This window comes from Chryseobacterium bernardetii (assembly GCF_003815975.1).
In the GTDB taxonomy this organism is placed as follows: Bacteria; Bacteroidota; Bacteroidia; order Flavobacteriales; family Weeksellaceae; genus Chryseobacterium; species Chryseobacterium bernardetii.
Genome location: NZ_CP033932.1, coordinates 3,134,867 through 3,147,789, shown reverse-complemented (window position 1 = coordinate 3,147,789; position 12,923 = coordinate 3,134,867). Strand labels below are relative to the sequence as shown.

The 12,923-nt window shown below is 35.4% G+C and carries 9 protein-coding genes; 1 reads left to right on the top strand and 8 read right to left on the bottom strand.

Annotated features, from left to right (window positions below):
* Position 1: 1 nt before the first annotated feature.
* The 7 genes from EG339_RS14420 to EG339_RS14390 form a co-directional block, all read right to left on the bottom strand.
* Positions 2–835 carry a hypothetical protein gene (locus EG339_RS14420; protein ID WP_123870673.1) on the bottom strand — a complete coding sequence of 278 codons (834 nt, stop codon included), beginning with the start codon at positions 833–835 and terminating at the stop codon, positions 2–4.
* Positions 832–2,013, bottom strand: a complete 1,182-nt coding sequence (locus EG339_RS14415) for a radical SAM protein (protein WP_164466443.1) — start codon at positions 2,011–2,013, stop codon at positions 832–834. The genes EG339_RS14420 and EG339_RS14415 overlap by 4 nt, the downstream gene beginning before the upstream one ends.
* A gap of 128 nt (positions 2,014–2,141) precedes the next feature.
* Complete coding sequence (locus EG339_RS14410; protein ID WP_123870671.1) at positions 2,142–2,360, bottom strand: hypothetical protein; 219 nt, start codon at positions 2,358–2,360, stop codon at positions 2,142–2,144.
* Between the two features lie 85 nt (positions 2,361–2,445).
* Positions 2,446–4,599, bottom strand: coding sequence for a glycoside hydrolase family 97 protein (locus tag EG339_RS14405; RefSeq protein ID WP_123870670.1), 2,154 nt, complete (start codon positions 4,597–4,599; stop codon positions 2,446–2,448).
* An 85-nt stretch (positions 4,600–4,684) separates the two neighbouring features.
* Positions 4,685–5,758 (bottom strand): SusF/SusE family outer membrane protein, encoded by a 1,074-nt coding sequence (locus tag EG339_RS14400; protein ID WP_123870669.1) that lies wholly within the window; start codon positions 5,756–5,758, stop codon positions 4,685–4,687.
* Between the two features lie 19 nt (positions 5,759–5,777).
* Positions 5,778–7,379, bottom strand: coding sequence for a RagB/SusD family nutrient uptake outer membrane protein (locus EG339_RS14395; RefSeq protein ID WP_123870668.1), 1,602 nt, complete (start codon positions 7,377–7,379; stop codon positions 5,778–5,780).
* An 11-nt stretch (positions 7,380–7,390) separates the two neighbouring features.
* Positions 7,391–10,168, bottom strand: a complete 2,778-nt coding sequence (locus tag EG339_RS14390; protein ID WP_123870667.1) for a SusC/RagA family TonB-linked outer membrane protein — start codon at positions 10,166–10,168, stop codon at positions 7,391–7,393.
* A 334-nt stretch (positions 10,169–10,502) separates the two neighbouring features.
* On the opposite strand from EG339_RS14390, the gene metG reads away from it, so the two are divergent.
* Positions 10,503–12,539 (top strand): methionine--tRNA ligase, encoded by a 2,037-nt coding sequence (gene metG / locus EG339_RS14385; protein ID WP_123870666.1) that lies wholly within the window; start codon positions 10,503–10,505, stop codon positions 12,537–12,539.
* A 46-nt stretch (positions 12,540–12,585) separates the two neighbouring features.
* On the opposite strand, the gene EG339_RS14380 is transcribed toward metG, so the two are convergent.
* On the bottom strand, positions 12,586–12,918 hold the full coding sequence (locus EG339_RS14380; RefSeq protein ID WP_123870665.1) for a winged helix-turn-helix transcriptional regulator: 333 nt from the start codon (positions 12,916–12,918) through the stop codon (positions 12,586–12,588).
* Positions 12,919–12,923 lie beyond the last annotated feature (5 nt).

The following is a 12,923-nucleotide window of genomic DNA, read 5'->3' as shown; positions in this document are numbered from 1 at the left end:
ATTAGTAATTATTAAATTCTCCCACAAATACCATGGTTATATCAAATTTTTTATTTCCCAGTGTACTTCCGTCATGAATGAAATTATCTGTTGGAGCAATATAATACTGGTAAGGTTTTATTTCTATTCTGATTACCGGATAATCAGGATACAGTGAAAAGAACAATTCTACTATATTATCTGAATTAACAGAAATATCCTGATAATGCTTCTTAACATCGTTATAAACCTGCTTCAGTGTCAGGTTTATAAAATACAGGTATCTGGATTCTTCACTGATATTAATAGAGATCCTGTTATCTGATTTATAGGCTGTATTAGGAGTAAACTTTGTGCTTTGGTCTATATGCAGACCCGTATATTTTATATGTTCTTTATTATAGAGATGAAAAGTAGTGGTATGCATATCCGGAAGACATCTTGTAATACGGTGAAAATTATATCTCCGGGTATCTGATTTCTGGTTAAGATACTGATTTAAGGCTTCATTAAGCTGTAAGGTAAGTTTTTCGTCTTCCTGAAATTTAGGCAGCACATCAAAGAGAGTTTTACATTCTTCTAACTTAATGGCTTTAAATAATGTCTTCAATTCATCCGGAATTTCTCCCAAACCTAAGGTATTGAACATTTTATTTTGTTTCCCGGAATTAGAGAGCATCTTATATTCAGATTCAGTAAGGTTCCGCCATTCACTAACAGGTAAATAAGCGTTATCAAAATACTCAATTCCTGTATTGACAGTCTTCTCTGCCACTACTCCTTTATTGATTTTAAGCTGGTTTTTCCAGTTGAAACCGGAATTTCCAACCAGATACATTCCTTTCTTCAGGTTCATGCTAAACGATAATGCATTAGTTTTTCTTTTATTTCAGATTCAATCAGAATTTCTTTGTTTTCAGATTCAAGCTCATTAACGATATCCTCATAGGAAACTTTAGACAATTCCATTTCTTCCTGTGTTTCCTGTGGAATGTCATCAATAATATCATTCTGAATATAGGTGATAAGCTTAATCATATCATGACAATAAATAGTAGGATTATCAAAACCTCTGTCATTGGAATAACGATTGCCTAAAAATCCTCCGCCACAAAAATCATAAACAGAACAGTTGAGGCATTTCTGGGATACCATGGCATGAGCATTCATGTATACATCAAAAAGTCTGTCTTTAAAAACATCGCTAATAGCATGGGTATGAATATTAATATCGTTTCTGGTAATTCCTTCATAGCAAGCTCTTATAAAATCTGCTACTTCTAAATTTCCATTGGTTTCCAGTACAGCAACTCCATTGATATTTTTTCCTAAAACCTGATCTCCTTCCTCTTCACCCACAATCAGATCAATCAATGTCTGAAAAAATCTTACGCTCACCCTGTCTTTGTCGTTCTTCCAAATCTTAAATAATTCGATGAGCCAATCTGCATAGGGAGTATAATTTTTTGTATTAACCCATTCTTTTTCCAGCCCATCAGGAAGCTGATCAAAGTGGCCATCCGGCAGAAGAATATTAAGTCCTTTCACTTTAAGCTTCTTCACTTCATCATAAAGTTCCTGAGGCGGAATTTTAATATTTATAACAGATAATATTCCATTAAGCCCATAATTCTGTCCCAGAATAATGGCATCTTTCACTTCTTCATAGGAACCTTTTCCATTATGAAAAACCCGGTATTTGTCATGATATTCTTTGGGACCGTCTATACTTATTCCTACCCTGATATCCAATTCATTAAAAAGTTGATACCATTCATCATCCAGCCCCACCCCATTGGTCTGGATCACAAAGTCGAAATAATTGTCCGGAAGTATTTTTCTGAAAATACTGATAGATTCACGATAAAATTCTTTGGATATCAATAAAGGTTCTCCTCCGTGAAAAACAATCTGTATATTATTCAAATTATTTTCCAGGCAGTATTCATTAAGTTTAACGGCAAAAGCTTTTATGGTGTCAATTGACATGAACTTAGGTTGTTTCAGATACGTTTTATCACCCAAATTATACATGTAACAATATGAGCAGTTGAGATTGCATCTGCTTGCAACCTTTAATACAAAAGATGTAATCATAATTTTTATCGGATAAAAAAATAGTTCTCCGCCATAGCGAAGAACTATACATTTTAATTTAGCAATTACAGCTTAGGAGTAGCTAATAAAAACTGATCAACTCTGTTATAAGCAGCAGATGCTCCTGATCTGGCTGTTACGCTACAATTCTCAGGTGAGATTATAACAGAATTTCCGCCACCAAAAATAGATTTGTATAAATCTACATTTTCAGAAGACTGCATCGCTTTTTTAAGGATGTTCTTTTGTTCTAAATTGCTCGTGATTTTTAATTTCTTTTTCATGATAAAATGGTTTTGGTTAATAATTATAATAATTCTCCAAATATAGATATTTTATCAAACGAAAAAAGAAACTTTTACAAAATAATTACTTTTTTTTAATAGTTATTGCAAAACCACCACTTCTAGCCATCTTAAAATTAATTTTTGATTTGCTGGTAATTGTTTTCTTATAAATATGATAACTCTGAGGATTATCAATATAGTCAGCATCTTTTCCATCTTCATAGATGGTGGCTTCATATGTTTGCCCCTTATCCAGGAATGAGAAATCTACGGTGTACTCACGTTTGTTCTCATCGGTAATCCCTCCTACAAACCAGTTCTCTGTACCTTTTGCTTTTCTTGCAGTAATTACATAATCTCCAGGTTCTGCAGATAAGATCTTTGTATCATCCCAATCAGCAGCAACATCTTTGATGAACTGGAACGCATCCATGTGCTTTTTATAGTTCTCAGGAAGGTCTGCTGCCATCTGAAGCGGCATATACATCGTTACGTATAAAGCCAGCTGTTTTGCCAGCGTGGTCTTAACAAAACGGTTGTCTCCAGGGAAGTAATAGTCTAACTTTGTCTGGAAGATTCCCGGCGTGTAATCCATAGAACCACCCATCCATCTTGTAAACGGAAGTACAGTCTGGTGATCCGGCTTATTTCCTCCGAATGCTTCATACTCTGTTCCACGTGCTGCTTCTGCAGAGATGTAGTTCGGATATGTACGGCTTTCACCTGTAGGACGTACAGACTCATGAGAATTCACCATGATTTTATAGTTGTTTGCCTTTTCAGCAATTCTATAATAATGATTGATCGTCCATTGAGAATAATGGTGCTCGCCTCTTGGAATAATATCACCTACATAACCTGTTTTTACAGCATCATAACCATATTTATTCATTGTCTGGAAAGCTTTATCTGCCCATCTTTCATAATTTGTGGCAGAACCTGAAGTTTCGTGGTGCATGATAAGTTTAATTCCTTTCGAATGAGCATAATCATTCAGCATTTTGATATCAAAATCCGGATAAGGGGTAATGAAATCAAAAACAAACTCTTTAGAGTGCCCGAACCAGTCTTCCCAACCAATGTTCCATCCTTCAATTAACAATCCCTGGAATCCATTTTCAGCAGCAAAGTCGATGTATTCTTTCACCTTGGTATTGTTTGCTGCATGCTTTCCGTTTGGTGTTAACTTCGTAAAGTCTGTTTTACCCAAATGAACATTTTCAGCAGTAGAATATGCCCACTGAGATTTTCCGATGATCATTTCCCACCATACTCCCATGTATTTTGTAGGGTGAATATAAGACGTATCTGTATATTTTGTAGGCTCGTTCAGGTTAAAGATCATTTTGGAATCTATGACCTCTTCTGCCTTTGGTGCCACGATAATTGTTCTCCAAGGCGTTACTGACGGAGTCTGGATATATCCTTTTGCTCCCTGTCTGTCTGCTGTTAAGTGTGTTTTGAACTTAAAGTTCTGCGCATCTACTTCAAGGTGCGAAGCCGGATAATCTAATACGGCAGCTTCTGCAACATTGATATAAAGAGGCGACTTCCCTTCTTTTTTAAGCATTAACGGAGACTGAACTGCATTTTTTACCAAGGTCTGCGAAGCATTGGCATCAAATGCTTTATCCCATTTTGCCGGAATTTCAGAAACTTTTGTTTCCTGGTACTGATATTCCTGGGAATCGTAATCTGCTACGATCCACCATGCTTTCATATCGGTTGGGAAATCAATTTCAGAATCTTCTTCTCTGATAACGAAATAATTTAGATTTTTTTGTTGTGGGAACTCATATCTGAATCCAAGACCGTCATTAAACAATCTGAATTTAACCACAATACTCCTGTCTGTAGAAGCCTGATTTAACGTTACCGCCAATTCATTGTAGTGATTGATATAATTTTTCTTTTCTCCTAAAACCGGCTGCCAAGTCTCGTTTTTAGAATCTCTTTTTTCATCTACCTTTGCAAAACCGTTGTTAAGGTCGTATTTTGCATCTTCTGGTTTGGCAATCTCAGAAGCAAATTTTATGGCTGTGTCTTTAAATAATCTCAATCCCAATTTTGAATCTTCTACAACCACCGCACCGTTGTATTTCAGATTATAGAAAGGAACTCCATCCTTTAACTGGAAATTCATTTCAAACTTACCGTCCGGCGATTTTAAAGATTGTGCTTTCACACCTGTAAACATCATTGAGAGCAAAAGTGCTCCAACTGTAATTTTCTTCATAATGACTATTTATTAACTTTTTAAAAATAGATAAAGTGCTGCGGTAAAGCAGCACTTTGCTTTTTTAATTTGATTTTTTATTGACTTAAAATACTGGAATTACTGAGAATTCTCCAGTGATATCATTGAAATACACATCGTATTTGAAAGCTTCACTTACAGGAATATTCCCTCCTCCAAGATCTGCCACTCCAAAAAATTCTTTAGCCACTCCCCAATTCGTTCCCCAATCGTGATTCGCTCTGAATTTAAATTCCCCGGAATTCAATGTAATATTTTTCTTTACCCAAATATGAGCATCAAAAGTTGATTTTTCCATATCCACATCTGTATTCCAATCTCCTGAAGCAGATCCAATCATTGAAATGGTAGTATATGTGGTGGTGGGAGCAGGAATTGACACGAATGTATAGCTTAACGCATTAGTATCAACGGTTAATTTATAATATCCTGCTGTAGCTACCGGAATGTTTCCAGAAGATCCGCTTGCACTTAGTATACCATCAGCACCTCCCATTCCATATTGAGCATCCCAAGATCCTGGAGTTTTGATAAGTTTAAACCCACCTTTTGCAAAATATCCTGTATATGAATATTTCCCAGCAGTAGTTGTTTTCTGTAAAGGATACAATTTTGTATTGGTTGCAGAGTTATCCCAAGCTGCAGCTGTAGCATCACCAATCAGGAAGAGATCGGTATAATTGTATACTGGCCCTAGAATATAAGGTGTTACCTGCAGTGTAATTACATTGGAGTAAAAATTGGCCCCGCCTACAGCAGTCTTAAATCTTACTTCTATTTCATTAACCACATTTGCGGTTCCTCCCATACTAAGTATTAATGTATTAAGCTGTTTATTGGTTATAGAAAAAGGAGAAGTCACAACATCGATTAACTTACTGTCTTTAAACCCTTTTCCTTTTATTCCGAACTCAATCTGCTGAGTAGATACCACAGAAATACTAAAAGCTGATTTTGCCCACTTAAAATTTACAGCGGTAGCGTCTACATTACTCTTATCAAGAACAATGGTTGTTTTATCCGCAGAAATGCTACTTTGTGAAGTTTCATTAAGAATAGCCTGATCTTCATCTTTTTCACAAGAAATAAGTGCCATTCCTATAAAAGCTATTGCTAATATTTTAAATATATTTTTCATGTTTAAGCAATATTTTAAATTAGTACCCAGGATTTTGCTTCAGGTTAGGATTTGCGATAATATCTTTTGCTGGGATTGGGAAAAGATTTCTATAGCTTTCTACCGCTTTTCCGTCTTTAACATTTCCTTTCCATGGCCACAAATAATCTCCTGTTGTAAATTTATTGAAACGGATAAGATCACTTCTTCTTGTTGATTCCCAGGATAATTCTCTAGATCTTTCATCCAAAATAAAATTAAGATTTATTGAAGATACATTTCCACTTGAATCACCATAAGCTCGCTCTCTTAATTTGTTTATGTACTCAATAGCAGTAGCCTGATTTCCACCAGAACCACCTCTGAGTACTGCTTCAGCATACATAAGGTAAATATCTGCTAAGCGATACAATGGGATATCAGCTTCAACCCAATTTGTATGTGCACCTGGAGATCCATTGCTTTTTATATTCTTATATTTTATAAATGCATAACCATCACTAAAAGATCCTAAATCATTAATCTCCAGATTCTGGCCTGATGTATAGAACCTACCTCTTTTATCACTTCCGTTTGTTGGAAATAATCCAACAAAAGATTTGGTGGTTCTTATACCTCCCCATCCTACATTAATCCCAAAATCAGAAGAAGGCATTGTTCCACCTACTGCTGCATGTACCAAAAAAGTTGTTCCACCATTTGTTTGTGTACGAAGTCCATCAAAGTTTACGCTTAAGATCTGTTCAGGATTATTTATATTATTATCTGCTAGGAATAATTCCTCATATTTTGGTTTTAAAGAGTAACCTGCTGCAATTACTTTATTGCAATAAGTAATACAATCTGTATTTCTTTGAGTGCCTGTATATACTTCAGCATTCAAGTACAATTTGGCCAGTAATGACCAAGCTGCAGCTTTATCCGCTCTACCATATTCATTGGTTCTCGGATCTTTTAACTCTCCAGCAACAGCTAATAATTCAGACTCAATAAAATTAAATAATGCTTTTCTTTCTATTCTTTGGGGTGGATTTTTTGATCCCGGCATATAAGATTCATCAACAAAAGGGACATTTCCAAACATATCAATAGCATAAAAATAGGACTGTGCTCTTAAAAACCGAGCTTCCGCTTTCATCAGCTTTGCCTCATTAAGATTATCACCAGTAATACCATTTGATGCCAGTTTCTCATCTGTAACATTTCTCAAAAATTCATTACAAAAAGCAATTTCAGTATAAATTCTGTAATACATTGCCGCAATAAATTCATTAGAAGAATCCCAGGTCATTTTATGAAGGGTATGAAGATTACCATCGTTCCAACCAATTACCGCTTCATCAGTAGTAACAACATTCAGGTTATAAAGTAGTCTTGTATATTGGGAAAAGCCACCATTAATTCCATTAATATCACTATTTGGCTGATCACCATCTCCACCAACCTGGCCTCCCATAGCATAACCTCCATACAATTTTGCCAGAATATTCTTATAGTTTGAGAAATCCTTATAAACACTGGCGGAAGTTACGTCAGTTATAGGTTCTCTTTCAAGATCTTTCACACATGAAGTGGCTGTTAATAAAAATACCGCAGAAAGAGGCAATACAATATTTTTAATTTTGATTTTATTTAGTTTCATTTTATTCTTATTTAAAATTGGAAATTAAAGCCCAAAGAATAAATTCTAGGCATTTGATAGTAACCATTATCTATCCCTCCGAAAACCTCAGGGTCAACGCCTGAATATTTGGTGATCACAAAAACATTTTGTGCCATTCCATATACTTTAAGGTTACTTCCCTTAGAGAAAATTTCTCCGAAATTATATCCGATATTGATATTATCCAATCTTAAGAATGAAGCATTCTCCACATAAATATCCGATTTATACTGAGGAACTGAAAATTTATATTGAGGTGCTGTCATAAATACATTCTGAAGATATTCATTAGTAGATGCAGACTGTAAAGAACTGTTTGACGCCGCATTATTATAGACATAATTACCTAATACTGCCCTTGCGCTTAAAGAGAAGTCCCAGTTCTTATGAGTTACTTTAGTAGAGAAGCCTAAAATGGCATCTGGTGTTGTAGATTTATAATAATACATATCTTTTGTATTAATTATACCATCCCCATTTCTATCTACATACGCTCCATCTACTGGTTTTCCATTAGCATCATACACTTGTTGATACACCCAGAATGCATTAGGAGCATATCCTACAGCATGCGCCTGAATTCTATTTCCTGCTGCTCCTTCAATACCACCAACTTCCATATTGAATGATTCATCAGCACGCTCTTTCAATTTGGTAATCACCGGCTTATAATGAGTAGCATTGAAACTCACCTCCCAAGTAGTCTTCTCAGTTTTAATTGGAACAACAGTAATACTACCTTCAATACCCTCATTCTTCATATCTCCTACATTTTGCCAGCTGGCATTACTTAATCCTCCTGCAGCTTCATCAGCATACACTAAAAGATCTTTAGTATCCTTTCTGAAGACATCAATTGATCCTGTGATTCTGTTACTATTAAATCCAAAATCCAACCCAAGATTCTTTGTTGTTGTAGTTTCCCAAGTAAGATTCGGATTATAGTTAGCAGGTCTGAACATATAGTAGTATTGATTTCCAAACTGATAACTCGCTTCCGGGTAACTTGGATTATATGATGCAAAAGCAGGATAGTTATTAGGTTTGTTTCCATCTAAAGCCGGAAGTTCCTGCTGTCCAGTTTTTCCCCACCCTGCTCTCAATTTTAAAGTACTGATTGCAGAGATGTCTTTGATAAAGCTTTCTTCGTTTAATTTCCAGGCTGCAGAAACTCCAGGGAAAACACCCCATACATTATCTCTTGTTCCGTTAAAGAACCTTGAAGATCCATCTCTACGTACCGATCCTGAAATCACATATTTATTATCTATTGTAAAAATTGCTCTTCCATAGAAAGAGATTAGAGTATTTTGGGTCTTAAAATCCAGATCCTTACTATTGATACCTGTTCCTCTATAAGTTACTGCTCCCGGAATAGTAGTTTGAAAATCCTGATAAGCGTATCCCGCTGTAATATCTACTCCTGTATTAATAGCAGATATATTCTTAACGTAGTTAAAATAAGTCTCTAATAACTTATTATTTTTTTCCATAGAATAGAAATTAGAGCTACCTTTGTCATCATAGCCTGCTTTATAATTTCCATCTTTCACTTTATGCCCTTCACTTTTTGTGTAGTCATATCCAGCATTTACATTAAATCGAAGATCTGGAAGAAAATGAAATTTATAATCTAACTGAATATTTCCTAATCCTCTGGTTACGGAAGATACATCACGAATTGCATTCAACATGGATAATGGATTTGCATTTGCATTACCATTCAGCTTATTTGTAAGGACTCCATTTTTATTTTCTGTTAAAAACCATTCATAGTAACCTCCATTGCCCGGTACAACATTAACATTATCATATATAGGTTGTGTAGGATCAAAATAAGTGGCAGCCTTAATTACTCCACCATCTACAAATCTGTTATCTGTAAATGTTCCTTTAGCATTAATGTTTACACTTAAATGATTGTCAAAGAATTTAGGGTTAATATTTAAACCTACAGAGGTTCTTTTAAATGAATTGGTCTTTACAATACCGTTTTGCTCATTATATCCTACAGATAAGCGATATGGCAAGCCTTTAATCCCTCCTGAAAAAGCAACATTATTATCTGTTCCCCAAGCTGCCTGATAAATCTGATTTTGCCAATTGGTATTTGCTGACCCTAGCCTTTTTCTATAACTTTCAGATGCATTTGCATTTACAAAACTTCTGAATTCATCTGCATTAAGTACATCTACATTTCCCATTTTTGTTGAAACTGAGGCTACCGTTGAAAAATTCACTTTAAACTTTCCTGCACTTCCTTTTTTAGTAGTAATCAAGATAACCCCATTAGAAGCCCTGTTACCATAAATTGCTGTAGCTGAAGCATCTTTTAAAATATCAAATGTTTCAATATCATTAGGGTTAATTAAAGCTAATGGATCTGAAACTCCATTTACTCCCACAAAATCTTGTGGTACCCCATCAATTACAACGAGTGGAGAATTCTCACCACTTAAAGATGATGTTCCTCTGATTCTGATTTTTGTTCCTGAACCAGGAGCTCCACTGTTATTCGTAACCTGTACCCCTGGTGTTTTACCCTGGATTAGCTGTCCGGCAGAAGTTGCCCCGCCATTAAAGTCTTTGGCTGTGACAGAAGTTATAGAACCTGTAAGGTCAGATTTCTTCTGCTTACCATACCCAATCAAGACTACCTCCTCGATTTTTTTCTCTTTAGTGGCAGAGTCTTTGATCTGCGCATGCATTACTGTACTTGCCAGTAAAAAAGCAGGCGCTATTTTTAATACTGTTGTAAAATTCTTCACAATTTTATTTTTATAGTTTCGTTTTTTCAGTCTAAATCTGGCTTGGAGCCATGCTTGCAATTTAAAAAAAAATTAGAATTATCATAATTTTAATATAAATTATAATAAAATTATGTATATTACGAAACCGTTTTTAGTTAAAATTATACACCTCAATATTTTACACGATAGTATGCTATGCATACTATTTGTCTTACATTAACAAAAAGTTAAACATTCGTTTAACTTAAATTCATATTCATTGCTGAAAAATGGTAAGCTTCATCATAATAACTCCACAAAAAGCGGTATTCAAGAGATAATTCTTATCTTTGCAGTCAAAACTTTACTATAAATGTCAAACAGAAAGATGATTACGGCAGCTTTGCCTTATGCAAACGGCCCGGTTCATATAGGACATTTGGCAGGTGTTTATATTCCTGCGGATGTTTACGCAAGATTTCAAAGAAGATCAGGAAAAGATGTAGCATTTATCTGTGGTTCGGATGAGCACGGTATTCCTATTACCATAAGAGCTAAAAAAGAGGGAGTTACTCCTCAGGATATCGTTGACAAATATCACGGGATTATTAAGAAATCTTTTGCTGATCTGGGAATTTCATTTGATGAATATTCCAGAACAACTTCTCCAAAGCATTATGAGACCAGCCAGGATTTCTTCAAGGTTCTTTATGAAAAAGGGAAATTTACGGAAGAGGTTTCTGAGCAGTATTTTGATGAGCAGGCAGGAGAATTCCTTGCAGACCGTTATATTGTAGGAACTTGTCCAAACTGCGGCAACGAGAATGCTTATGGTGACCAGTGTGAAAAATGTGGTTCAACCCTTTCTCCATCTGAACTGATTAATCCGAAATCTATGCTTAGCGGAAATATTCCTATTCTTAAAGAAACAAAGAACTGGTATCTGCCACTTAATGAATACGAGGATTTCTTAAACGAATGGATCATTGAAGGCCATAAAGATGACTGGAAACCTAACGTATACGGCCAGGTTAAATCATGGTTAAATGATGGGCTAAAGCCACGAGCAATGACCAGAGACCTAAACTGGGGTGTTCCGGTTCCGCTTCCGAATGCAGAAGGAAAAGTTCTTTATGTTTGGTTTGATGCCCCGATCGGATATATTTCTTTCACCAAGGAATGGGCTGAGAAAAACGGAAAAGACTGGAAAGATTACTGGCAAAGCGAAAACAGTGATTTAGTACACTTTATCGGAAAGGATAATATTGTGTTCCACTGCATCATCTTCCCATCAATGATGAAAGCACATGGTGATTATATTATGCCTGAAAATGTACCTGCTTTTGAATTCCTGAATCTTGAGAATGATAAAATCTCAACTTCAAGAAACTGGGCTGTTTGGGCACACGAATATGTAGAAGACTTCCCGGGACAACAGGATGTATTAAGATATGCTCTTCTTTCATCAGCTCCTGAAACTAAAGATAATAACTTTACATGGAAGGATTTCCAGACGAAGAACAATTCTGAATTGGTTGGAATCTTCGGAAACTTCATCAACAGAGTTGCGGTACTTATTCATAAATATTATGACGGAGTTGTACCTCAGGGAGATGTTAACAGTCCGGAATTAAAAGAGATCAATAAAGCAGCAAATGAAATTTCAGAATTCCTTGATAAGTATGAATTCAGAAATGCTTTATCTGCATTAATGAACCTTGCAAGATTCGGAAACCAGTATCTTCAGACTGAGGAGCCTTGGAAAACTATTAAGGATAATCCTGAGAAAGCAGCTCAGTCTTTATTTGTAGGAGCTCAGATTGCTGTTGCTTTAGCTCAACTGTGTGAGCCATTCATGCCTTTCAGCTCTGAGAAGCTACTGAACATGTTCAATGTTGAAAAGAAAGGCTGGAATGATGTTGAAACGCAATCTGTTTTAATTGAAACCGGTCACAAAATCAATGAAGCATCTCTTCTATTCTCAAAAATTGAAGACAGCGTAATTGAAGCTCAAATCCAAAAGCTTGAAGATACCAAACAAAACAATAAGAAAACAAACCCTAACGCCAACCCAATGAAAGAAGAAATCACTTTTGATGATTTTACTAAAATAGATCTTAGAACAGCAACCATTTTAGAAGCTGAAAAAGTAGAAAAAGCAGATAAATTACTTAAACTTACTGTAGATACTGGAGTAGACGTAAGAACTGTGGTTTCAGGAATTGCAGAAAGCTTCACACCTGAAGAAGTAGTTGGTAAGCAGGTAATGATCTTATTAAACCTTGCTCCAAGAAAGATCAGAGGAATTGAATCTCAGGGAATGCTATTATTAACGACTAAACCTGATGGCAAATTATCTTTTGTAACACCGGATGACAGCAATGTTGAAAACGGTATTGAGATCGGATAATTGAAATAAAGATAAAAAAGAGAGACTGCAGTTTTGCAGTCTTTTTTTATGGGTTATTCTTTTCAATCTGTTCTTCACCCCATTCTTTCATATATAAAATAAACGGAGCCATTCTCTTCCCTCCATCTGTTAGCTTATATTCTACTTTAGGTGGAACTTCTGGATACACGGTTCTTTCAATAAGGTTATCATCCTCCATTTCTTTGAGAGACAAAGTCAGAGTTTTGGTATTAATATCATTCATGGATTTTTTCAGTTCACCATACCGTAATACTCCATGATGGTAAAGTGCCCAGATAATTCTTCCTTTAAATTTACCGCCTAATCTCTTAAAGGCATAATCTATGGAACAAAGTGTTAAATTTTTATTTTCTTTCATTTTTA